Genomic DNA, 21028 nt, shown 5'->3' with positions numbered 1-21028 from the left:
ACAAGCACACGTGGCCTAGCTTGGATATGGCGGCAGCCTCCTAAGCTGCAAGTCGAGGGTTCGAATCCCTCCGTGTGCGCCTCTATTCTAATTCGGATGTCCCCCAGAGATTTTGGCCTGACCGCTTCACCGGACCTGCCCCTCGGCGCTGGCTGAACATTTTGGTGAACTCCTTTTTGTGCACACCCCCTCCATCCAGCGTAATTTTCTCAATATTTATATGCGTTTAAAAACGATCGTTCTACATCGGAAAAATGAGGTGACATACTTGGGGAACACACGACCGCAACTTGTGCAGGACGATGAGCAAAAAACTGCCAAGAGCACCGCCAAGCAAGCCGAGGGTGAAAGCGCCGTGCTGGACGTTATCGCCGCGATGCCAGGGGAATACCGTGCCATGGGCGAGCGGCCTCACGCCGTGATCATGGCCAGCGTCCCCTCCCTGACGCCTAGGCTCTGGTATGGGATGCCCGCATACGCCAAGGATGGCAAGATCGTCTGCTTCTTCCGCGCCGGAGAGAAGTTCAAGGAGAGGTACATGACGCTCGGCTTCAATGACGTGGCGAACCTTGATGAGGGAGTCATGTGGCCGGTCGCCTTCGCGCTGAAGGACTTGACCCCCGCCGAAGAGGCTAGGATTGCCGATCTGGTGAAGAAAGCGGTGAGCTGAGCGCATCGTTCTCGGAACGAAATCAGCCTGGCTGCTAACATGGAGCTACTGTTTTCCTTTGCTTCAGCTTTATTTAGAGTTCCATACTCGAACATCGGGGGAGCGACAGGAGCCCGTTCATAACCACCCCTGCACGACCGTCGATTAATGTTGGTGTTCCTCGCCGCCCCTCACCCTCCTGATCGAGCTGTTCTCCGTTCTTCTCCATGTGGTCCCATCGTCGAGCATATCTACGAGGTGCTCGCCAGCGTATCCACGGGACGTTCGGTGGTCGAACGCTTCATGCCGCGCGAGGCCCCCCTCCCACTTTTTCCGGGGCCCAATAAAATGAGGTTTCTCGTCCTTGCCCGGGCGTCCCCCCTCGTCCGCAGATATGGTGCGATCAATGGTAGAATACAACCACATACATGAACAGCAGCAGCGTCGCCGCGATGTAGCCGATCCCCGGGATGAAATGTGACCAGAACTCCTGGCGCTCCTCTGGTATGGCCTCCTTCACGAAGTCCTCGGGAAAGAACGCATGAGGCCTGAGATGAATGAACGCTTCGAAGATCCTGTAATATCCAAACTCGAAGAAGGACAGGAGGCCGATGATGGCGATAGAGAGGATGTCCGTCGGAGCCAGGTCGAATCTTAGCTCGACCCTCGGGAGGAGGCCCATGATTATGGCGTATTGGAATATGGGGAGCACTATCAGAAAGGTCCAGGCGAGCAGGAGCCGCCGTATGGCCGAGCGATCGCCCTTCCAGGCCGAAAAGGTATCGTAGGCGCGATACTCCTTGAACGACCGGTCGATCGTCAGAGTGAAATAGATCGCGAAGAACGCCGTGAAAAGCTCCTGGGCGGGATTGAGGTCCACCATTCAGCTGGAACTTCGGGTTCCTGAGGGATATAATCTTTAACCCGTCCCCGGCCGGGGTCCTTTTCATCAGCAAAGAGACAATGCGCCCATGGAACTGAGAGGGACCAGCGGTCGGAGCACGTCTGGCCACTACAATGGCGGAGTGACATGGATCGATCGAAGTAAGTATCAATTGCGATTCTCAACCAATAATGGTTATCAACGTACCCGGAACATCGAAGCGAACATGAATGTCGTAGATGTGAACGTGGCATCGGACACTGGCAGATGCCTCGTTGCGACTTCGAAGATAGAGAACAGAACCAACGACCGCTGGGCCGAGACGCCCGCCGCCGGGAGGGATTGACATGGGTATCCTCAGCGGCATCAGCGAGGGCATCGTGTCCAACATCGTGTGCGGCCACTTCAGAAAGTACGCCGGTCCCAGGTGCTGCAACCTGAAGCGGGCGATCTATGACGACGTTGACCTGTTCCAGCTCTGGGTGGACAACGCCCCGCGGGAAGGGGTGCACGGACTGAGGGAAGCTAGGCAGTGGACCAGAGGGTTCCCCAAGGTCCAGTACATGCTCACTCCTGACAACGTCAAGCGCTGGCTCATGGAGCAGGGCATGCGCGACATCGTCTGCACGGTGGAATCCACCGAAGGCGGCGAGGAGTGGCTGGACTGGCAGATCCGCCGGTTCCGCACCGGACTGTTCGGTCAATGAGCCTACCTGCCCTCTTTTTCAGCCTACTTAACTCAATATCGACTAGATTTCACACCTAATTAATCATTATCGACTTTTTGCGTCAACAGGCATTATACCTCTTCCAGGGGCTAGAGCAATCTAGCCTCGGGTCGGGTCGACCCGGGCGGCCGTTAAGGCACGATCATCAAAGGTGTGAAAAATGAGTTACAGGACTTCAATTGGAACCGATAACTGCATGGGCATATCCGAGACCGACGTTAGCAGCTTCGTTGCCAGCTTGGCGAAGAGCGACTCGGTAGAGGCGTCCCCGGAGATCCGAGAGGCGGTCTTCGACCAGCTCGAGTATGATCTGGGTCTGACCTTGTATCGCTTCGAGCGTCGGCACATACGAAATAGCGAGCTGCTGCAGCTCATAAAGGCCGTAGCTGGCACCAACAGGTTCAGCGCGGCGACCTATGTCCGGGAGGCCATCATAGCCGACAGCGACCGCAAGGTCACTGAGGATCTCCTAAGGAAGCTCTCCGAGAGGACTTCGCATCGTGAATGGTATGGCGGTCCTGTCGAGGAGAGGCCCGCTGACGAGCATAGTGCGAACAGCGCCTACGCGCATAACGGGAGGTCCATACGCGCTGACATCGAGCTGTTGGCAGTCCAGCACTGACATGCCTATCTGCCTCCTACAAACTCTTTCCAAACCCTTTCCCATCGTGAAAAAAGAAGAGATGGGTTTGGCAGGCCGGCTCGATCCTCAGATGGCCTGGTCGCCCTCCTCGCCGGTCCTGATCCGTATGGCCCTCTCCGCTGGCATGACGAAGATCTTCCCATCGCCCGGCTCCCCGGTGCGGGCGTTCTGAACGATGGCGTCAATGACCTTATCCACCTCCTCGTCAGGGACCACTATGGAAATGAGGGTCTTGGGCAGGAGGTCCACGCGGAACTTGCCCGCGCGGTTGACGAACTCCAGCCCTTTCTGCGCCCCTCGTCCCTGGACCTCATGGATGGTCAGTCCCACCACCCCTACGGCCTCCAATCCCGATTTCACTGCGTTCTGCATCTCCGGCCTGATTATCGCCTCGATCTTCTTCATGTTCGATCTCCCCAAGAGCAGGCGCTCTCCCCGTGCTGGGCGATGTCAGCGCCGATGCGCCTCTCATCGTTCTTCTTCAGCACGCCTCCGTAGAGGAAGCCGATATGGAGGGTCATGATCAGGACCAGGACGGTCGAGACCAGCATCCATGTCGTTTCGCCGGTATCGAAAACCATCCCCTCCACCTCAATCCTTTCATTTATCCCGTTCCTTCATTCTGACCGCTCCCGGGACCTCTCGAACGGTCGAGATGTCGGCATTGTTTCGCCTACTCGCTCCGATGACCATGTATTAGATAATTAACTAAATAAATACTTCTAATATATACAATCATACACGTATTATAGGAATAATGCGAACTTACGTGACATATCATGTAATTATTGCGGCCGGCGCGCTCGCCGCCCCGCCGCTACAAAATCATATAATTACCCGGAATATTATTGTCAGGGACCCCTATGGAGAACTTCGACCTGATCGTCATCGGCTCGGGAGCTGGGATCAATATCGTTTCCGCCGCGGCCAGCAGCGGCATGAAGGTGGCACTGGTGGAGAGCGGACCGCTGGGAGGCACCTGCCTGAACCGGGGCTGCATTCCCAGCAAGATGTGGACCTATCCCGCTGACGTCATCAGGGAGATCGAGGATGCTGCCAGGGTGGGCGTGCATGCCAAGTTGGAGAAGGCGGACTTCGAGGAGGTCAGGCGGCGCACCTGGGACCTGGTTCTCGCCGATCGGCATAACATGGCCGAAGCGCTGTCCGATGACCCTAATGTCAGACTGTTCCCTGCCTCCGGCAGGTTCGTGGGCGACCGGGCCCTCCAGGTCCACGGCCAGCACATTCGCGCCCCCAAGGTCGTCATCAGCGCCGGCTCCCGGAGCTACGTGCCGGACATCCCCGGGCTGGCCGAGGTGCCGTACCAGACCTCCGAGACCATATTCGAGATAAAGTCGCTGCCCAAGAGCATCATCTTCCTGGGCGGGGGCTACAAGTCCTGCGAGTTCGCGCACTTCTTCTCCGCCTTTGGGGTGCCGTCGACAATCATCCAGCGCAACCAGCGCCTCGTCCCGGAGGAGGAGCCTGAGATCTCTTTCGTGGTCAGGAAGAAGCTGGGAGAGCATGTCCGCATATTCACTAGCCAGTACGTTACGGGGGTCCGGCGCTCGGGCAACGGCGTCCAAGTGGTCAGGAAAGATGCCGCCACCGGGGAGGAGGTCACCGAGGAGGCGGAGATGCTGGTCCTGGGGACGGGCGCGCGCGGCAACGCGGACATCCTGAACGTCCAGGCCGCCGGGGTGCAGGCCAGCGAGATGGGGTATGTCGAGGTGAACGAGTACCTGGAGACCACCGCCCCAGGGGTATGGGCGCTGGGGGACATCACTGGCAGGCACCTCTTCCGCCATACCGCCAACTACGAGAGCCAAGTGGTATGGTACAACATGACCTCCGGGCAGAGGACCCCCGTGGACGAGCATGCCATCCCCCATGCGGTGTACACCTACCCCACGGTGGGCAGTGTCGGCCTCACCGAGGAGATGGCCAGGAAGGTCGGGTATAAGGTACTGGTCGGCTTCAATAGATATGCCAATGTGGCCAAGGGCAACGCCATGGCCGACGATCACGGCCTGCTCAAGGTGGTGGTGGAAAAGGGCACCCGCCGCATCATCGGGGCGCATATCGTGGGGAAGGAGGCCGATCTGCTGGTGCAGCAGATAGTGTACCTCATGAACTCGGGGGACCAGACCTACCTGCCCATGGGACATAGCCAGGTGATACATCCAGCTCTCAGCGAGGCGGTGGCCGGAGCGTTCGCCCGCCTGGTCGACCCCGACGATCCCGGGCACGTGCACCATCACTGATCCATGGCGGTCCGCGCACCAGAGGTGGGCGCGACATGAAGCACGACCTTAATATGCGTCCGCTTTATGGCAGAAGGAACGGGCCCAGCTTGCCGATGCGGTCGATGCCCGCTTCCACCTGGGCCGCCCATCTGTGGAAAAGCTTCTCACTGGCCATTCCAGCAAGGAAGGGGACCGGCGGCAGAAGGTACACGAACGAGCCCACCAGAGCGCCGAGCTTCTGTCCCAGCTTCATCGCATACACCTTGTTGACAATGGGATCGTCCCTCTTGTCCCGGTCGAGGTCGAGGAACGAGCGCAATATCAGGGCGTCGGAGTGAACGATCACGGTCATGCTCCAGGCGATGGCCTTGTCCATGGGGATGACCTCGCCGGCGCCGTCGGTCCTCTTGGCCAGGATCTCCCTGCGGAGCTCTTCGGCCGTACTTCCGTTGAACGTGGTGTAGGCGGACCCCACCACCGGAAGATAGTGGGCGTCGGACCCTCCCATCTTGGCCCATTTGCCGCTCTTCCCGACCTCGGCGGCCTTGGCATTGGCATACTCGTCGCGATGCCCGCCGTTCAGCACCTCGATGCCGTCAAGGTCCAGGCCCTCGATCCTCTCTCCGAGCGCCGGGCAGTGCAGGCTGAAGGGATGGGGGGCGATGACCAGGCCGTCCTGGGCCCTGATGCGGTCGATGCTCTCTTCGATCGACAGCCCTGCTGGGATCTCCTCGTTCAAGAACAGTCCGATGACCTCGCCGTCGGCGGTGCTTATCTCTTCACCCACCACCACCTCTATGTCCTTGACATCCTTCGACTCCGCCTTGGCCTTCATGGCCCCGGCGGTGGAGTTGTGGTCGGTGATGCACAGGACGTTCATTCCCACCGAGCGGGCCTTCAGCACAACATCTGCGGGGTTGGAGACCGATTCCGGGAATCGGACCACCCCAAGGCGATGGACCCCAGAATACTTGGTGTGCACATGGATGTCCGCTTTGCCCTGCACCCCCCATGAAGAATGCTGCATAGATAAATACCATTCGCCAACTTGCCGCGGCGGCATAATTCTAAAAGGAATCAGATGCGCTTCAGCAGATCGGACTTGGTGATGATGCCGACCGCCTTCTCCCTGTCCATGACCACCACCGCTGGGAACTCCAGCAGGAGGTCCCTCACCGCATCTGCGCTGGTGTTCTTGGAGACCGTGGGCGGGGAATCGCTCATCACGTCCTCGGAGTTGGTCGAGTCGCTGTCGCCCTTGAACCTCAGCAGGTCTTCTTCCGTGATCAGGCCGACCACGCCCTCTCCCCGGAACACCACTATCTGGGACACTCCCCTCTGCCTCATCAAGCGCCCCGCCGAGGCCACGCTGTCATCCGCCTGGACCCCGAAGATGGTCTTGGTCATGTACCTGGAGCAGTGCTCTTTCTGCTCCTCCCTGAGACACCGGAGTATCCGCTCTACCGTGGAGAACCGCGGGTCCACTTTCCCCGCCTCGATCTTGGCGATGTGCGCCTGGGACACCCCTGCCTTCTTGGCCAGATCGGTCTGGCTCATCCCCGCCCGGGTGCGCAGCTTCTTGATCTCCGATAGGTCCATGTATAACCCGCAGTTATAATTTTAGTAGCAAGTGATGTGTCAAAATGCATATATAGCCTTTCCTCCTTTTTCCTGGAAAAGAGTGGAGATCCATGGAACGTCATTTGTTCACTTCCGAGTCCGTGACCGAGGGTCACCCCGACAAGCTGTGCGATCAGATATCCGATGCCTTGTTGGACGCTTACCTGGCCCAGGACCCCGAAGCTCACGTGGCCATCGAGACGCTGACCACCACTGGCATGGTGGTTGTAGTGGGGGAGGTCAAGACCGATCCCTGCAAGAGCGTAATGGTCGACGTGGACAAGGTGGTCCGCAAGACCATCCGCGACATCGGGTACTCCAAGCCCGAGTTCGGCTTCGACGCCGACGGATGCTCGGTGCTGGCATCCGTCCACGACCAGTCCGCGGACATTGATATGGGGGTGTGCAGGAAGAAGAAGGGCAAGAAGCTGGCCACCGGAGCCGGCGACCAGGGACTGATGTTCGGGTACGCTACCGACGAGACCCCTGACCTGATGCCCCTGCCCATCTACATGGCCCAGAGGCTGGCCCAGCGGCTCGCCGCAGTCAGGAAGGACGGCACCCTGCCGTGGCTCCGCCCCGATGGGAAGACCCAGGTGACGGTGGAGTACGAGAACGGCGCGCCCAAGAGGATCGACACTGTGGTGGTCTCGACCCAGCACGCCCCCGTGATCGACGGGAAGACCGAGGACAAGGACGTTCAGGACATCATCAGGAAGGCCGTGATGGCAAATGTCATAAAGCCAGTCTGCGGCGATTGGATCGACGCGGACACCAAGTTCCACATCAATCCCACCGGCAGGTTCGTCATCGGAGGGCCGTGCGGCGACTCGGGCGTCACGGGCAGGAAGATCATCGTGGACACCTACGGTGGCATGGGCCGCCATGGAGGTGGCGCCTTCTCCGGAAAAGACCCCACCAAGGTCGACAGGTCCGCGGCGTACATGTGCCGCTACATCGCCAAGAACATCGTGGCCTCCGGCCTGGCCAAGCAGGTGGAGGTCCAGGTCGCCTACGCCATCGGCGTCAGCGAGCCGGTGTCCATCATGGTCGACACCGAGGGCACCGGTATGATCGAGGACGAGAAGATCGCCGCCGCCGTGGCCAAGGTGTTCGATCTGACCCCCGACGGCATCATGAAGGCCCTGAACCTGAAGAGGCCGATCTACCAGAAGACCGCTGCATATGGTCACTTCGGCCGCAAGGACGCCGACTTCACCTGGGAGAGGGTCAACAAGGTCGACGCCCTCAGGACCGCTGCCGGCATCGCCGCGCCCGCCAACGGCAAGGTGAAGGTGAAGCAGGTCAAGACCAACGGCCAGGTCGCCACGGTCTAAATCCCTTCTTCAATCCCCTTTCTCCTTTCTCTCCATTACTTTACGGCCGATGGTCCTGCCATACTCCCGGCACTGCTTGCGCTCCTCCACCGAGGGGACCCACTGCACCGTCAGCTCCCCGAACGGCATGTCCAGGCCGCCCATCTTCATCAGCTCTCGCGCCGCCTGCACCGCCCCGCTGCTCCAGCCGTAGGAGCCGAACACCGCCCCCAGGCGGTCCTTGGGACGCAGTCCCTTCATGTAGGTGACCATGTCGGCCACCGACGGGAACATGGAGTTGTTCAGCGTCGGCGTGCCCACCACTACGGCCCGGGAGTCCAGCAGCTCCTTCATTACCATGCTGCGGTCGGTATCGGTCAGCTTGAGGATGGTCACCTCGGGCCCCTCCGAAGCGATGCCCTCGGCGATGTCCTCGGCCATTATCCTGGTGCTGCCCCACATGGTGTCGTAGACCACGATGGCCTTCTCCTTGGTCCGGTTGTTGGCCCAGTCGGTGTACAGCTGCACGATCTTCCCGAGGTCCTTTCTCCAGATGGCCCCATGGGATGTCGCCAGTATCTGGATGTCCAGCTCCTGGGCCTTCTCCACGGTCTTGAGGACGCGGGCATTGAAGGGCAGGATGATGTTGGCGTAGTACTTCGCCGCCTCCTGGAAAAGGACATCCTGGTCTACCTCGTCGGCGAACCGCTTGGTAGTAGCGTAGTGCTGCCCGAAGGCGTCCATGCTGAACAGGAGCTTGTCCTCCTCGACGTAGGTGAACATGGAGTCAGGCCAGTGCAGCATGGGGGTGTCGATGAACTTCAAGGTCTTGCCGCCGAGCTGGATCTCCGAGCCGTCCTTGACCATCTCCACGTCCAGGCCCGGGTAGTGCTTGTTCAGTCCCTCCACCCCCATCCTCGACGCCAGGATCTTGGCCCCGGTAAGCTTCTGCATCTCCGGCAGCGCCCCGGAGTGGTCCATCTCGGTATGGTTCGACACTATGAGATCGATCCTCTTGGGATCGATGACGCTGCTGATGCGCTCCACCAGCTCTCCGTAGAACGGTTTCTTCACCGTGTCCACCAGGATGTTCTTCTCCCCTGTGATCAGGTACGCGTTGTAGGTCGTTCCGCGCGGCGTGGTGTACCCGTGAAAGTTCCTTACGTTCCAGTCGATGGCGCCTACCCAGTATATCCCGTCGGTTACCCGCACTGCTTCCTTCATCTTGTCTCACCGGCCATTAATATCGGCTCACGGGGTATTATCATTTACGAGCAAAGCATCGGCCGGCCCATCTAGAAAAAAATAGGCGCAATATTAATGGGCGGTCCTTGATAAATAGTGCCTGCGTCCTGCTCCAAGGCCCCCTCGCCCGGATCGCCGGGGCGGCAATGAGCGCCATCCGATCCATCGGCTCCCCGGAGATGGGGGGCCGGGCAGGCCTGGTTCCTGCCTTCCCGCCTTACGTGGTGTAGTAATATTCGCCCTTCTCTTTCTGCTCCCGGTCCAGCCTCGACCCCGGCTTGTTGATGCGGGGGCGGTCGGTCTCGTTGTCCCGGCGGAAGGTGACATCGACCTTCTCCAAGAACATGTTCATCCCCGCCCTCATGTCGAACGGTCCGGAGGCCCGCCCCTCCGTGCCCGGCTTCCCGGAGAACACCATCATGGAGTCCGAGACCATGTCCAGGAAGTATATGTCGTGGTCAACGATGAGCGCGCTGCGGCCGCGCTTCTCCATCACCCTGCGGATGGTCTTGGCCGCCTCCATCCTCTGGTTGGAGTCGAGGTACGCGGAAGGCTCGTCCAGGAGATACATGTCCGCCTCCTGGGTGAGGCAAAGCGCGATGGCCACCCTCTGCAGTTCGCCGCCGGACAGCGTCTTCACGTTCTTCTCGTAGAGGCGCCGGAGCGTCAGGGGATGAGCGATCTCGCTCTCGAAGAACCCCGACCCGAAGAACTCGTGGTTGGCGGTCATGAACATATCCATGACCGTGCCGTCGAAGTCGGGGGCGATATATTGAGGTTTGTAGGATACCTTGACTTTCCGGTCCAGGGACCCCACGGTCGGCTCCTGGATGCCGGCGAGCATCTTCACGAAGGTGGTCTTGCCGATGGCATTGGGGCCGACCACACCCACGGACTCGCCGATCTTGATGCTGCCGGGGTCGGCCTTGAGCTTGAAATTCTTGAAGTCGCACTCCAGGGCCCCGTACTCCAGCAGCGGGACGGTGAGCTGGCTGTCGCGGGGGGGATGGGACTCGAACCGTATCTGGGTGTCCCGGAATCGGATGTTCTCCTCCCTCATGTAGCCATCGAGGTAGGTGTTGATGGCGGTGCGCACCTGGCGGGGCTGAGCGAACACACCGTAGGCGCCCTCGGAGCCGTACACCAGGTAGGCGTTGTCGGCCAAGAAGTCCAAGATGGCCAGGTCGTGCTCGATGACCACGATCTGCTTCTCCTCCGCCATTGACTGGATGACGCGGGCGACCTTGATCCTCTGGTAGATGTCCAGGTAGGACGACGGCTCGTCGAAGAAGTAGGTGTCCGCCTCTCTCATGATGGTCGCCGCGATGGCCACTCTCTGTAGTTCGCCGCCGGACAGCTTATCTAGAGGTCGGTCGACGACCTCGTTGAGCTCCAGCAGGTCCGCCGCCTCCTCCACGGTCATCCGCTCCGCGACCTTCTGCAAGAGGTCCCGGACGACGCCTTTGACGACCTGGGGCAGCTTGTCCACATACTGGGGCTTGACCACTGTGCGCACCTTGCCCGCATATACTTTGGTCAGGTAGTCGCCGAGCTCCGAACCGGCCAGCTTGGCTAGGACGTCTTCCTTGCTGAGGGGGTGCTCGTAATCGCCGAAGTTGGGGACCTCCTCTCCGGACAGCAGCCTAATGGAGGTGGTCTTGCCGATGCCGTTCGGACCCAGGATGCCGGTGACCAGCCCCTTCTTGGGCACGGGGAGGCGGTATATGCGGAACCCGTTCTTGCCGTACTGGTGCATGAGGTCCGTTTTCAGTTCCTCGGGCAGTCCGATGATCTTTATGGCCTCGAAGGGGCACTTGTTCACGCAGATGCCGCACCCCGCGCACAGCTCCTCCGATATCACGGGCTTGCCGCCCTCGCCCATGACCACGGCCTCCACGCCGGTGCGCACCTTGGGACAATAATTGATGCACTCGTTGTTGCACTTCTTAGGTTGACAGTGGTCCCGCAATAGCACGGCGATGCGCATGGGCTTCGCAATGCTGACTCTGCGATAAAAAGTTGATTGTCAGCCCTTGGGAGGACCTGGGCCCAGCAGGTCAGGGCCAGCCGCCCCGGGACAGCATCAACGCTTAAATCCATCCTACACAATCCGATGGGCGATCGATATGGTAAAGGTACTAGTGTGCGTGGCATGGCCCTACTCGAACTCAGCGATCCACCTGGGGCACGTGGCCGGTTCCCTCCTCCCTCCCGACGTATTCTCCAAATATCACCGCCTCAAGGGCAACGAGCCGCTCATGGTGGGCGGGTCGGACCAGCACGGCACCCCTGTCACGGTGAAGGCCGAGAAGGAAGGCCTCACCCCCGAACAGCTGGCCGACAAGTACCACTACATCATCAAGAAGGCCATCGAGGACCTGGACATCGAGTACTCCCTGTACACCAAGACCCACAACCCCAATCATATCGAGGTCACGCAGGACTTCTTCCTGACCCTCCTGGACAAGGGCTATCTGTACAAGAAGAGCACATTGCAGTACTACTGCCCGCAGTGCGCGAAGTTCCTCCCCGACCGCTACGTGGAGGGCAAGTGCCCTGACTGCGGGAACGAGAAGGCCAGGGGCGACCAGTGCGAGAAGTGCGGAAAGGCCTTCGAGCCGGGTGAGCTGAAGGAGGCCAGGTGCATACACTGCACTGTGGCCCCCGAGCTCAGGGAGACGGAGCACTTCTTCCTGAAACTGAGCGCGTTCCAGGACCGCCTGCTCGACTGGGTCAAGGACAAGGATTATTGGAAGCCCAGCGTGCAGCTGTTCACCAGGAACTGGCTGGAGGCCGGGCTGGAGGACCGCCCCATCACCAGGGACATGAACTGGGGTGTGCCGGTGCCCCTGGAGGGCTGGGACAACAAGGTCATCTACGTGTGGTTCGATGCGGTCATCGGATACCTCGCGGCGTCCAAGGAGTGGTCCAAGCTCATCGGGCAGCCGGACGCCTGGAAGGCCTGGTGGCAGGACCCCTCGGTCAAGGGCTACTACTTTCTGGGCAAGGACAACATTCCCTTCCATACCATCATCTGGCCATCCATGCTGATGGGCTATGGGGGCCTCAACCTGCCGTACGACGTGCCGGCCAACGAGTTCCTCACCTTCAAGGGCGACAAGCTCTCCAAGTCCCGCGGCGTGAGCATCGACATACCGACGATGGTCCAGAAGTTCCAGGTGGATGCCATCCGCTATTACCTCGCCGCCAACATGCCGGAGAACAAGGACGCCGACTTCTCCTGGGAGGATTTCGAGACCAAGGTGAACAACGAGCTCGTCGCTACCTTGGGCAACTTCTACCACCGCGTCCTCAGCTTCACCTACAAGCACTTCGGGGAGGTTCCGGAGTTCAAGGGGACCGAGGCCGAGCGGGACGAGATCATGGGCGTCATCGCCCGGACCAGGGACGAGGTCGACGCCTACCTCGACAAGTGCGAGTTCAAGCGCGCCCTGAAGGCCGTCATGGACCTGGCGCAGTTCGGCAACCGCTACTTCGACTCCGTGGGGCCGTGGGCCCTTATCAAGAAGGACCGGGAGAGGTGCGGGACGGTGCTGAACCTGAACCTGCAGCTGGTGAAGGCGCTGGCCGTGCTCAGCTATCCGTTCCTGCCCCGCTCCGCCCAGGGCGCGTGGAATTTGCTGGGGTACGGCGGCAAGCTGGTCGAGGCGGGATGGGGCGGCGTGAGCTCGGTGCTGCCGGAGCATCAGAAGCTTAAGGAGCCCGTGCCTCTCTTCTCGAAGATCATGGTGGAAAAGGAGGAAAGTTCACCGTTCAAGGGCTTCGGGGCCCTCAACCTAAAGGTAGGCGAGGTCGTGGACGTGCAGGACCATCCCAACGCCGACTCCCTGCTGCTCCTTCAGGTGGACATCGGGAAGAAGATCCAGATCGTGGCCGGGCTGAAGAAGTACTATCCCGGGGACGCCCTCCGGGGCAAGAAGGTCGTGGTGGTCTCGAACCTGAAACCGGCCAAGCTCCGGGGATACGAGTCCCAGGGCATGCTGCTGGCCGCCGACGCCGACGAAATGGTGCAGGTGCTGTCCCCGCCCGCCGGGTCCCTGCCCGGGGACGCCGTTAGCAGCGGGATGACCCAGGGAGACAAGCCGCTGGAATACAAGGACTTCCAGAAATTGACGATCCGCATCGCCGGCGTGATGGGCAAGGACAGGGTCAACGTGGGCCGCGAGGTAAGGTGCGCCGTCCCCGAGGGGACCGGGGCCAAGAAGATCGCGGTGTTCCTTCCCGCCCCCGAATCTGACGAGGCCTTGGCGCTGTTCACCGACAAGGGCGCGGTGACCGTGGACGAGGGCGTGCCCGACGGAGCGACCGTCCGATGAAGGCTGACCTTCACGTTCACTCGACCTATTCCGAGGACGGCAAGCAGACCGTCCCCGAGATACTGGAGCGCTGCCATCTCCTGGGGTTCGGGGCGCTGGCCATCACCGACCACAATGCCATCGGCAGCTGGGAAGAGGCGGCCAGGGAGAACAAGTACGGCATCATACTCATTCGGGGGGTGGAGGTGTCCACCTCGGAGGGCCACCTTCTTGCGCTCGGGGTGAGCGGGCCGGTGCCCAAGGGGATGGGGGTGCAGGAGACCATCGATCACGTGCACCGGGACGGGGGCATAGCCGTGGCCGCGCACCCCTACCGGGCCTGGTCCGGACTGGGCGCGGAGAACGTGCGGGGGAAGACCTTCGACGCGGTGGAGGCCATCAACGGCCGCTCGCTGAGATGGAGCAATGCCGGGGCCATCCGTCTAGCCAAGGAGATGGGGGTCGGGGAGACCGGAGGCAGCGACGCCCATCACCAGGTGTCGTTGGGCCGCGCTTTCACCATCCTCCCCGATGACTGCGCCACGGAGAGCGATGTGCTGAAGGCGATAGTGGAGAGGAGGACCAGCGCGGCCGGGCGGCACCGGTCCTTCTTCGGCTTCCTGTACTTCGGCGTGAAAAGCGTGCTGAAGTGGACGGGAAGGGGCTTCAAAAGGATCTAAGTGTCAAGCTCGGAGACGGCCTCTGTCGCCCGGAGGGCCACCTGCCCGGCGTCGGCGCTCTTGTTCGCGGTAACCGCCATGAGATATTTGGGACCGGCCCCTATGAGTATGAGGTTCTGGTCGGACAGCTCCACCACGACCTTGTCGAGCCTGTCCTTCATATCATTGGCGGTGGTCTCGGCGGCCCCCAGGATGATGGCGGACATGGCGGAGTATGTTTCCTTGTGGACGCCCTTAAGGGGCTCGCCCATGACGTACAAGCCGCCTCTGGAAACAAGGGAGACGGTCAGGACCCCGTCGACCTTTTTAATGTCTTCCAAAGCGCCCTTTACCTGAGAAAGCTCGCTCATATCAATACCAGTATCCAGACCGATGACGTTAATTGAAGAAGGGTCATAAATAGGTTTTGATAATAATGGTCTCACTGACAATGTGAGCTGGACGGTGGCGGGCCGACAGAAAATAATATACAATTACAATTATATTATTTGTCATCGCTGTTGGGCATGGCCTCTTTTCTCGTAAGCGGGTCAGACCACATAATATCTTCTTGGATAATTTTGTTCATGGTATCAAATTCGCAAGATTTATATCCGCGTTATTCGCTCATCCTGGCGAGGGATGCACTTATGCCAAATTCGTTGGTAAAGAACGCACTGGGTAGTGAATACCAGCAAAAGGTCAATGCTACACCGGCCTCCGAGCCGATGCCGCATGAGCAGATACTGTCCGACACCGACCGCGAGCTCCTTGAGCTCGCCAAGCAGCTTGATGTCTGCATCAAGATCATCGGCTGCGGCGGTGGCGGTTCGAACACCATCAACCGCTGCGTCGATGCCGGGATAAGCGGAGCGCAGCTTTGCGCCATCAACACCGACGCCAAGCACCTCCTGACCATCCGCGCCCCCAAGAAGATCCTCATCGGGAGGAGCACCACCAGGGGCATGGGCGCCGGCGCTCTTCCGGAGAACGGCGAGGCCGCGGCGAGGGAGAACGACGCTGACATCAGAACCTTCCTGCAGGGCTCCAACATCGTGTTCGTCACCGCCGGCATGGGCGGCGGCACCGGGACCGGCTCCGCGCACTATGTAGCTTCTATCGCCAAGGAGCAGATCCGGGCGCTCACCGTCGGCGTGGTCACCTTCCCCTTCCGGGCTGAAGGCACCGTCCGCGCCGAGAACGCCATGATCGGCCTGAACAAGCTCCGCTCCGTCTGCGACACTACCATCGTGGTCCCGAACGACAAGCTCCTCGAGCTCGTGCCTAAGCTCCCCGTTGACGCCGCGTTCAAGGTCGCCGATGAGGTGCTCATGCAGACCATCAAGGGACTTACAGAGATCATCACCAAGCCCGGCCTGGTCAACCTAGACTATGCCGATATCCAGACCGTCATGAAAGAGGGCGGCGTCGCCTTCGTCGGCATCGGCGAGGCGACCGATGACGAGGACGACAGGGTCAAGGCCGCGGTGCATGAGGCCCTCAGCTCCCCGCTGCTGGGCGAGATCAACCTGAAGGACGCCAAGGGCGTGCTGATCCGCGTAGTGGGCGGTCCGGACATGACCGTGGGCGAGGCCCAGAGGGCCGCTCAGATCGCCAACGACTCCGTCAACGAGCGCGCCAGGATTATCTGGGGGTGCTCCATCGATCCCGAGATCGAGGGGACCATCAAGATCCTGCTCATCGTCACCGGCGCCTCCTCCAAGTACATGTACGGCAAGGGCGGCGCTCCGACCAGCAGGCTCGGCGTCCTCGAAGACGATATCCCCAAGCCCAAGCTCGGAGGGCAGCAGAAGGCCCAGTCCCAGCAGAGGCAGGCCGCTCCCGCCTATGATGACGACGGCATAGACTTCGTGCGCTGAACGAGGGGGCATTCGGGGACGCGTCGGTCAAACCCTTTCCGCCTTTAATCTAAGGCGGGGAGGTCAAAACTCGAAGGCGCTGTCGCCGAAGGTAATGGCTGGGCACGGTTCCAAACAGCGCCCGCAGTGGGCGCATCTAGCAGTTTCCACAAGGACACGGCCCCGCTCAAGCCTAAGTGCACCCTCGCAACATCTGGCGATGCAGACGCCGCAGCCGACGCACTCCTCGGCCTTGACCACCGTTCGGCGCACCCTTTCCACTTTTTTCCTTAGCTCCTCTTCTTCTTTGCTCTTGCCTATGAGGGCGCCCTGATCGTACACGGTGATGCCGTCGACCGCGCACCATCCCTCCTCCACGTTAAGGGTCACTTCGCCGAGCATGTTGAGGACGTTCGCCACGCGCTCCAGGTCCAGAGGGCGGTTGAACGCCCCCTCTATGCTATATCCCATGGTGCACGGCGAGGCGCCTTTCTGGATGTACAGGCGGAGATTCTCCGGGGGCTTCTCCCCCTCTCCCGGGCCGTTCGCCTTGACGGAGACGTGGATGCGGTCCAGCTCCTGCTTGATGGACGGGGGCAGGGACCTCCACCTCCAGGCGCCGTATTCGATCCACTCTTTGGGATACCCGCGGGAGGCGGCGTAGCCCTCCAGGAAGGAGGTCCACTCCTTGAACCTCTGCGAGCTCGCCTCCACCTGCCTCATCTCACCCAGGTCGGACGCAGGGCACAGGTAGCAGCCGATGCGGTCCAGGCCCCGGTCGTACCAGGGATTGTGCTCCTCTCCCTCGCCCATGATCAGCAGCCACACGTGGAGGGCGGTCCAGTTCTGGATGGGCGAGGCGCCGATCTGCCCCGGGGTCCAGGGATTGCTCCACACCCGGGGCTTGGAGGCCCTCGATTCCGACTCATACCTTCTCTGGCCGATGAACGACAGCACCCCCTTTGGGTAGTGCTTCATGATCGCCCTGACAGTGGGGCCGAGCTTGTTGGTCTTGCAGCACCACCGGTAGTCCCGCCCGGGCGGCCCGAAGACACGAAGCCCCTCTTCAAAGGCCTGCCGGGGCGCTTCCTCGATGATCAGCTCCAGGCCGTGCCTCTCCGCCGCCCGCTTGACGTGCTCGACAGTCTCCGGGAACTCCAGGCCGGTGTCGATGAAGAAGACCGGGAGCTTCATTCCTGCCTTCAAAGACAGTAGGAGCACTGCGAGGGAGTCCTTTCCCCCGGAGAAAGATATCATGGCGGGCCGGTCGTTCTCCTTGACCACCCTCTTCATGAACGACACCGCCTCGCCCACCTTCCTCTCCATCTCCGGACGGTTGGCCTCGATGGCCTGCTGCCAGGTGGAACCGTTCGGCGCCGCCCTCTCGCGGGGCGCCTCGTTCCACCGCACCTTCACGGCCATGCCCCGGGAATCGGGTGCGATCTCCTCCGAGCTCATGCGGGCCATGCCGGCGGCGAAGGCCTTTCCCGATTGGTCGAGGACGATGACCTCGTCGCCGACCTTGATCCCAGGGTCCGTGCTCACCACGCCCGGCGCGAGGAGGTTCGAGCCGCTGAGCACCGGCTTTATGGCACCGTCGTCCCCGATGACCCTGCCCCTGGTGGCGACGGCCTCCATGGCGCGTGCCGCGGGCATGCGGGGAAGGAACACCCATCCCCGGTCCAGGTCGTACCTCAGGGAGCCGACCACCGCGCCGTCGACAATGATCTCGTCCATGCGGTCCAGGGCGGGGGCCTTGTTCATCAGCGCCACGCGGCCGTCCGGGAGCACCGCCTTGCCGGCACCGTCGCCGAACTGGGCGTCGATGGTCCTCCTGACGAGATCGATATCATGCGCGAACGCCGGGCGGATGTCCCCGGGCGGGGTGACCTCAACGGGAACGGTCGCGGCGCCGCAGGAGCCGCACTCCTTCTGCTCCAGTATCGGGACGTTGCAATGGGGGCACCAGCGCAGTACCATCTTGCCTAGGCGGACCAGGGCCATGGGGGCACCGACTCGGGTCATGGAATTAAAACTTTTGGGGAGGTCCCGTGGTCATGTCGTTCCATATGCGCATCCTTCGCATGGATGCTCGTCCGTACGCTTAGGGGGCCAGCCGTTGGACGAACGAGCACTTTTTTCGCCCACTGGGCGGCGCTCCTTGTGCTCCGGGGCACCACTGGAGCGTTCAAACCTTTCCAGCGCAATCTAAATAGGGGGGAAATAATCAGGGGAGCGGTTTTAATAATGAAGGCGACGAAGCGCTCGATGGGTGTGACATACGCCATACGAGACATCCTTCTGCCGGCGAGGGAGCTGGAGAAGAAAGGTGCCGAGATCATAAAGCTGCATATCGGCGATCCGAACAAGTTCGATTTCGAGACCCCCAAGCACGTGCGCGATGCCCTGTGCCGCGCCGTCGAGGTCAATGACAACGGGTACGCCGAGTCCGAGGGCTACGTCGAGCTTCGCCGTGCCATCCTGGAGAAGGAGAAGCAGAAGAACGGGATCGATGTGGGCATAGAGGACTGTGTCATCACCAACGGGGTCACGGAAGCCATCCAGACCATCACCGCCGCGGTGGTGGACCCCGGCGACCAAGTGCTGGTACCCGGGCCGGGATATCCAACTTACACCGAGTTCACCAAGTTCTTCGGCGGGACCCCCATCGCCTACAAGGCCGATGAGGCTAACAACTGGCAGCCTGACATCGACGACATGAGGAAGAAGATCACCGATCGCACCAAGTACATCGTGGTCATTAACCCCAACAATCCCACCGGGTCGCTGTACTCGGACAAGGCGCTGAAGGAGATTACCGACCTGGCCGGGGAGCATGACCTGTTCATCATATCCGACGAGATCTACGATCTGATGACCCTCGACGGCGTCCACCATTCGCCCGCTTCACTGTCTAAGGACGTGCCGGTGATCCTGTGCAATGGGTTCTCCAAGGCCGACCTTCTGCCTGGCTGGCGCCTCGGGTACACGGTGTTCCGGGACCCCCAGGGAAAGCTGGACGAGATCAAGGAGGGCATGATGCGCCAGCTGAGGCTGCGCATCAGCGCCAACAACCCCTGCCAGATGGCGGTCATCGAGGCCCTCAAGGGCCCCAAGGACCACCTCGGGGACACCACCAGGAAGCTCCGGGAGCGCCGGGACTATATCGTCAAGCGCATCAACGACATACCCGGGTTGAGCACCACCAAGCCCCAGGCCGCCTTCTACATCTTCCCCAAGATCGAGTCCAAGCATTGGGACCGCGACTGGGACTTTGTCCTGGACGTGCTGAACAACTGCCATGTGCTCCTGACGCCGGGCTCCGGGTTCGACGAGACCTATGGCAAGATGCACTTCCGCGCGGTGTTCCTGCCGCCGATAGAGACGCTGGGCAAGGCGTTCGACTCCATCGAGGACTACATGAACAAGGTGGCCTGAGAGCGGCTCAGGCCGGCACCCTTTCCTTTACCCTGCTACCTCTCCAGTAGCCGTTCTGGAGCCATTGCTCGAAGGTCATCAGGCCGGGGTGGAGCTTCCTGAGGGCGGCGATGTCGGCGTTGTACCCGCTCTCGTTCATCCAGCTGAGCATCCTGTACCCGTCGTCGCTGATGTCCAGCCCCTCCAGCTCCTGCTGGTAGTATTCCACCGGCCGCTTTATCTCCCGTGAGAGCACCTCGGCCACCTGCGGCATCGTAAGCGAGTCCCCGGCCACTTCGATAGCCTTCCCCAGCCAATCGTTCTTGTTGTCGAAGATGATGGCCGCGAAGAAGCCGATGTCCTCGGTGGCGATCATCTGCAGTTCCTTATCGAGGTCCAGGGTGTTTATCAGCTCCCCCGACATGATGGCCTGGACGTTCTGCGGCGCGTTATAGTTCTCCATGAAGGAGACCGGCCTGATGACGCTCCAGGGTAATCCTATATCCCGAATGTGCCACTCCGTCTGCCACTTGCTCTCGAAGTGAGGTATCCCCGTATTCCTCTCTGCTCCGCCCACCGAGCTGTAGACAAAGTGCTCGACCCCGGCGTCCTTGGCGGCATCCGAGACCATCTTGCCCTGCTTGGCCTCGACGGCGGGCCCCTCCTCCATCCAGGTAAGGACGCAGAACACCCCGTAGGCACCCTCCAGGTCCCTGCGGATGGCCCGGGGATCATCGAGATCGCCTCTCACGATCTCCGCCCCCAGCCCCTCGAGCGCCTGGGCCCGGGGGCCCTGGGGGTTCCTGGAGATACCCCTGACGTCGAACCCCGCTTCCAGGAGATGTCTCACCGCGGTGCTTCCTTGGTGCCCGGTGGCCCCGGTCACCACTATCGTTCTGTCACTTCGGGCCATGCTCTTGCCTCGGGATGAAGTTGGAACTCTCTCGTATAAGTTAGTTTTATGAGGAGAAGGCTTCCGATGGAGGCACGGACAGATAAAACGGGAAATGGGGAAGCGGTTTGGCCCCGGCGTATCAGCCGAGGTTCTTGAGCAGCTTCACGCAGGCTTCCAGCGCGTCGCGGCCCTTCTCGATGCGCTCCTCGGCCTGCAGCCTCGTCATCCCCGGCCCGGAGATGCCCAGGCTCACCGGCTTGTCGTACTGCAGCGAGAGGTCGATGATCTTCCGGGCGGCGTGCTGTATCACTATCTGGTCATGCTCCGTCTCCCCCTCGATGACCGCGCCGAGGGTCACCACGCCGTCGATGTCCTTGTCCTCGACCAGCTTCTTCACGCCCAGGGGTATATCGTAGACCCCCGGCACGTAGATCACTTTGCTCACGTTCACGTCCAGGAAGGCCGCATGAGCCTTCGCCCTTTCCAACATCATCGATGTGATGTCGAAGTTGAACTCGGATACCACGATCCCTATGTTGTATCTCTTCATGT

General features: G+C 60.9%; 20 protein-coding genes and 1 tRNA gene. 10 read left to right on the top strand and 11 right to left on the bottom strand.

Features of this window, described 5'->3' with window-relative positions; all coding sequences use genetic code 11:
- Positions 1 to 4 precede the first annotated feature (4 nt).
- Positions 5 to 79: transfer RNA gene (locus tag WYS_RS06065), tRNA-Arg, on the top strand.
- A 141-nt stretch (positions 80 to 220) separates the two neighbouring features.
- Complete coding sequence (locus tag WYS_RS06060) at positions 221 to 670, top strand: iron chaperone (RefSeq protein ID WP_019177276.1); 450 nt, start codon at positions 221 to 223, stop codon at positions 668 to 670.
- Between the two features lie 382 nt (positions 671 to 1052).
- Here WYS_RS06060 and WYS_RS06055 read toward each other — a convergent pair whose 3' ends face one another.
- Positions 1053 to 1532, bottom strand: coding sequence for a hypothetical protein (locus WYS_RS06055; protein ID WP_019177274.1), 480 nt, complete (start codon positions 1530 to 1532; stop codon positions 1053 to 1055).
- 347 nt (positions 1533 to 1879) lie between these two features.
- Between WYS_RS06055 and WYS_RS06050 the strand changes: the two genes are divergently transcribed.
- Both WYS_RS06050 and WYS_RS06045 read left to right on the top strand, forming a co-directional pair.
- Positions 1880 to 2239, top strand: coding sequence for a hypothetical protein (locus WYS_RS06050; RefSeq protein ID WP_019177273.1), 360 nt, complete (start codon positions 1880 to 1882; stop codon positions 2237 to 2239).
- 217 nt (positions 2240 to 2456) lie between these two features.
- On the top strand, positions 2457 to 2882 hold the full coding sequence (locus WYS_RS06045) for a hypothetical protein (protein ID WP_019177272.1): 426 nt from the start codon (positions 2457 to 2459) through the stop codon (positions 2880 to 2882).
- Between the two features lie 87 nt (positions 2883 to 2969).
- Here WYS_RS06045 and WYS_RS06040 read toward each other — a convergent pair whose 3' ends face one another.
- Both WYS_RS06040 and WYS_RS06035 read right to left on the bottom strand, forming a co-directional pair.
- Positions 2970 to 3308 carry a P-II family nitrogen regulator gene (locus WYS_RS06040; RefSeq protein ID WP_019177271.1) on the bottom strand — a complete coding sequence of 113 codons (339 nt, stop codon included), beginning with the start codon at positions 3306 to 3308 and terminating at the stop codon, positions 2970 to 2972.
- Complete coding sequence (locus WYS_RS06035) at positions 3305 to 3484, bottom strand: ammonium transporter (protein ID WP_019177270.1); 180 nt, start codon at positions 3482 to 3484, stop codon at positions 3305 to 3307. The genes WYS_RS06040 and WYS_RS06035 overlap by 4 nt, the downstream gene beginning before the upstream one ends.
- Positions 3485 to 3766: 282 nt before the next feature.
- Here WYS_RS06035 and WYS_RS06030 point away from each other — a divergent pair, with 282 nt between their 5' ends.
- Positions 3767 to 5167: a dihydrolipoyl dehydrogenase family protein gene (locus WYS_RS06030; protein ID WP_019177269.1), complete on the top strand. Its 1401-nt coding sequence runs from the start codon at positions 3767 to 3769 to the stop codon at positions 5165 to 5167.
- Between the two features lie 64 nt (positions 5168 to 5231).
- Here WYS_RS06030 and WYS_RS14560 read toward each other — a convergent pair whose 3' ends face one another.
- Both WYS_RS14560 and WYS_RS06020 read right to left on the bottom strand, forming a co-directional pair.
- A complete protein-coding gene (locus WYS_RS14560; RefSeq protein ID WP_049796261.1) occupies positions 5232 to 6155 on the bottom strand; it encodes a PHP domain-containing protein in 924 nt (307 codons plus the stop codon).
- A gap of 71 nt (positions 6156 to 6226) precedes the next feature.
- Positions 6227 to 6748, bottom strand: coding sequence for a CBS domain-containing protein (locus WYS_RS06020; protein ID WP_019177267.1), 522 nt, complete (start codon positions 6746 to 6748; stop codon positions 6227 to 6229).
- A 92-nt stretch (positions 6749 to 6840) separates the two neighbouring features.
- On the opposite strand from WYS_RS06020, the gene metK reads away from it, so the two are divergent.
- Positions 6841 to 8106 carry a methionine adenosyltransferase gene (metK, locus tag WYS_RS06015; RefSeq protein WP_049796260.1) on the top strand — a complete coding sequence of 422 codons (1266 nt, stop codon included), beginning with the start codon at positions 6841 to 6843 and terminating at the stop codon, positions 8104 to 8106.
- A gap of 9 nt (positions 8107 to 8115) precedes the next feature.
- On the opposite strand, the gene WYS_RS06010 is transcribed toward metK, so the two are convergent.
- Positions 8116 to 9309 (bottom strand): FprA family A-type flavoprotein, encoded by a 1194-nt coding sequence (locus WYS_RS06010; protein WP_019177265.1) that lies wholly within the window; start codon positions 9307 to 9309, stop codon positions 8116 to 8118.
- A gap of 238 nt (positions 9310 to 9547) precedes the next feature.
- Positions 9548 to 11317: a ribosome biogenesis/translation initiation ATPase RLI gene (locus WYS_RS06005; protein WP_019177264.1), complete on the bottom strand. Its 1770-nt coding sequence runs from the start codon at positions 11315 to 11317 to the stop codon at positions 9548 to 9550.
- Between the two features lie 139 nt (positions 11318 to 11456).
- Between WYS_RS06005 and metG the strand changes: the two genes are divergently transcribed.
- Both metG and WYS_RS05995 read left to right on the top strand, forming a co-directional pair.
- Positions 11457 to 13667: a methionine--tRNA ligase gene (gene metG, locus WYS_RS06000; RefSeq protein ID WP_019177263.1), complete on the top strand. Its 2211-nt coding sequence runs from the start codon at positions 11457 to 11459 to the stop codon at positions 13665 to 13667.
- Positions 13664 to 14326, top strand: a complete 663-nt coding sequence (locus WYS_RS05995) for a CehA/McbA family metallohydrolase (protein ID WP_019177262.1) — start codon at positions 13664 to 13666, stop codon at positions 14324 to 14326. Before metG ends, WYS_RS05995 begins: the two co-directional genes overlap by 4 nt.
- On the opposite strand, the gene WYS_RS14555 is transcribed toward WYS_RS05995, so the two are convergent.
- A complete protein-coding gene (locus WYS_RS14555; RefSeq protein ID WP_019177261.1) occupies positions 14323 to 14676 on the bottom strand; it encodes a roadblock/LC7 domain-containing protein in 354 nt (117 codons plus the stop codon). The genes WYS_RS05995 and WYS_RS14555 overlap by 4 nt on opposite strands.
- 279 nt (positions 14677 to 14955) lie before the next feature.
- Here WYS_RS14555 and ftsZ point away from each other — a divergent pair, with 279 nt between their 5' ends.
- Entirely contained in the window at positions 14956 to 16185 is a 1230-nt protein-coding gene (gene ftsZ / locus WYS_RS05980; protein WP_201798855.1) for a cell division protein FtsZ, read from the top strand.
- A gap of 63 nt (positions 16186 to 16248) precedes the next feature.
- Here ftsZ and WYS_RS05975 read toward each other — a convergent pair whose 3' ends face one another.
- Positions 16249 to 18189 (bottom strand): phosphoadenosine phosphosulfate reductase domain-containing protein, encoded by a 1941-nt coding sequence (locus tag WYS_RS05975; protein ID WP_081579860.1) that lies wholly within the window; start codon positions 18187 to 18189, stop codon positions 16249 to 16251.
- Between the two features lie 222 nt (positions 18190 to 18411).
- Here WYS_RS05975 and WYS_RS05970 point away from each other — a divergent pair, with 222 nt between their 5' ends.
- Positions 18412 to 19602 carry an aminotransferase class I/II-fold pyridoxal phosphate-dependent enzyme gene (locus WYS_RS05970; protein WP_019177258.1) on the top strand — a complete coding sequence of 397 codons (1191 nt, stop codon included), beginning with the start codon at positions 18412 to 18414 and terminating at the stop codon, positions 19600 to 19602.
- Between the two features lie 7 nt (positions 19603 to 19609).
- Here the strand turns inward: WYS_RS05970 and WYS_RS05965 are convergent, their stop codons facing one another.
- Together WYS_RS05965 and ribH are read right to left on the bottom strand one after the other, a co-directional pair.
- A complete protein-coding gene (locus tag WYS_RS05965; RefSeq protein ID WP_019177257.1) occupies positions 19610 to 20494 on the bottom strand; it encodes an NmrA/HSCARG family protein in 885 nt (294 codons plus the stop codon).
- 121 nt (positions 20495 to 20615) lie between these two features.
- Positions 20616 to 21026, bottom strand: a complete 411-nt coding sequence (gene ribH, locus WYS_RS05960; RefSeq protein WP_019177256.1) for a 6,7-dimethyl-8-ribityllumazine synthase — start codon at positions 21024 to 21026, stop codon at positions 20616 to 20618.
- Positions 21027 to 21028: the final 2 nt, after the last annotated feature.

This window comes from Methanomassiliicoccus luminyensis B10 (genome assembly GCF_000308215.1).
Taxonomy (GTDB): Archaea; Thermoplasmatota; Thermoplasmata; order Methanomassiliicoccales; family Methanomassiliicoccaceae; genus Methanomassiliicoccus; species Methanomassiliicoccus luminyensis.
This window is presented reverse-complemented; position numbering and strand designations above follow the sequence as displayed.

What these genes read in the sequence shown, in the direction of transcription:
- WYS_RS06060 (WP_019177276.1), top strand. Translation starts at nt 221, where the DNA reads ATGCGTTTAAAAACGATCGTTCTACATCGGAAAAATGAGGTGACATAC.
- WYS_RS06055 (WP_019177274.1), bottom strand. Translation starts at nt 1,532, where the DNA reads ATGGTGGACCTCAATCCCGCCCAGGAGCTTTTCACGGCGTTCTTCGCG.
- WYS_RS06050 (WP_019177273.1), top strand. Translation starts at nt 1,880, where the DNA reads ATGGGTATCCTCAGCGGCATCAGCGAGGGCATCGTGTCCAACATCGTG.
- WYS_RS06045 (WP_019177272.1), top strand. Translation starts at nt 2,457, where the DNA reads ATGGGCATATCCGAGACCGACGTTAGCAGCTTCGTTGCCAGCTTGGCG.
- WYS_RS06040 (WP_019177271.1), bottom strand. Translation starts at nt 3,308, where the DNA reads ATGAAGAAGATCGAGGCGATAATCAGGCCGGAGATGCAGAACGCAGTG.
- WYS_RS06035 (WP_019177270.1), bottom strand. Translation starts at nt 3,484, where the DNA reads ATGGTTTTCGATACCGGCGAAACGACATGGATGCTGGTCTCGACCGTC.
- WYS_RS06030 (WP_019177269.1), top strand. Translation starts at nt 3,767, where the DNA reads ATGGAGAACTTCGACCTGATCGTCATCGGCTCGGGAGCTGGGATCAAT.
- WYS_RS06020 (WP_019177267.1), bottom strand. Translation starts at nt 6,748, where the DNA reads ATGGACCTATCGGAGATCAAGAAGCTGCGCACCCGGGCGGGGATGAGC.
- metK (WP_049796260.1), top strand. Translation starts at nt 6,841, where the DNA reads ATGGAACGTCATTTGTTCACTTCCGAGTCCGTGACCGAGGGTCACCCC.
- WYS_RS06010 (WP_019177265.1), bottom strand. Translation starts at nt 9,309, where the DNA reads ATGAAGGAAGCAGTGCGGGTAACCGACGGGATATACTGGGTAGGCGCC.
- WYS_RS06005 (WP_019177264.1), bottom strand. Translation starts at nt 11,317, where the DNA reads ATGCGCATCGCCGTGCTATTGCGGGACCACTGTCAACCTAAGAAGTGC.
- metG (WP_019177263.1), top strand. Translation starts at nt 11,457, where the DNA reads ATGGTAAAGGTACTAGTGTGCGTGGCATGGCCCTACTCGAACTCAGCG.
- WYS_RS05995 (WP_019177262.1), top strand. Translation starts at nt 13,664, where the DNA reads ATGAAGGCTGACCTTCACGTTCACTCGACCTATTCCGAGGACGGCAAG.
- WYS_RS14555 (WP_019177261.1), bottom strand. Translation starts at nt 14,676, where the DNA reads ATGAGCGAGCTTTCTCAGGTAAAGGGCGCTTTGGAAGACATTAAAAAG.
- ftsZ (WP_201798855.1), top strand. Translation starts at nt 14,956, where the DNA reads ATGCCAAATTCGTTGGTAAAGAACGCACTGGGTAGTGAATACCAGCAA.
- WYS_RS05975 (WP_081579860.1), bottom strand. Translation starts at nt 18,189, where the DNA reads ATGACCCGAGTCGGTGCCCCCATGGCCCTGGTCCGCCTAGGCAAGATG.
- WYS_RS05970 (WP_019177258.1), top strand. Translation starts at nt 18,412, where the DNA reads ATGAAGGCGACGAAGCGCTCGATGGGTGTGACATACGCCATACGAGAC.
- WYS_RS05965 (WP_019177257.1), bottom strand. Translation starts at nt 20,494, where the DNA reads ATGGCCCGAAGTGACAGAACGATAGTGGTGACCGGGGCCACCGGGCAC.
- ribH (WP_019177256.1), bottom strand. Translation starts at nt 21,026, where the DNA reads ATGAAGAGATACAACATAGGGATCGTGGTATCCGAGTTCAACTTCGAC.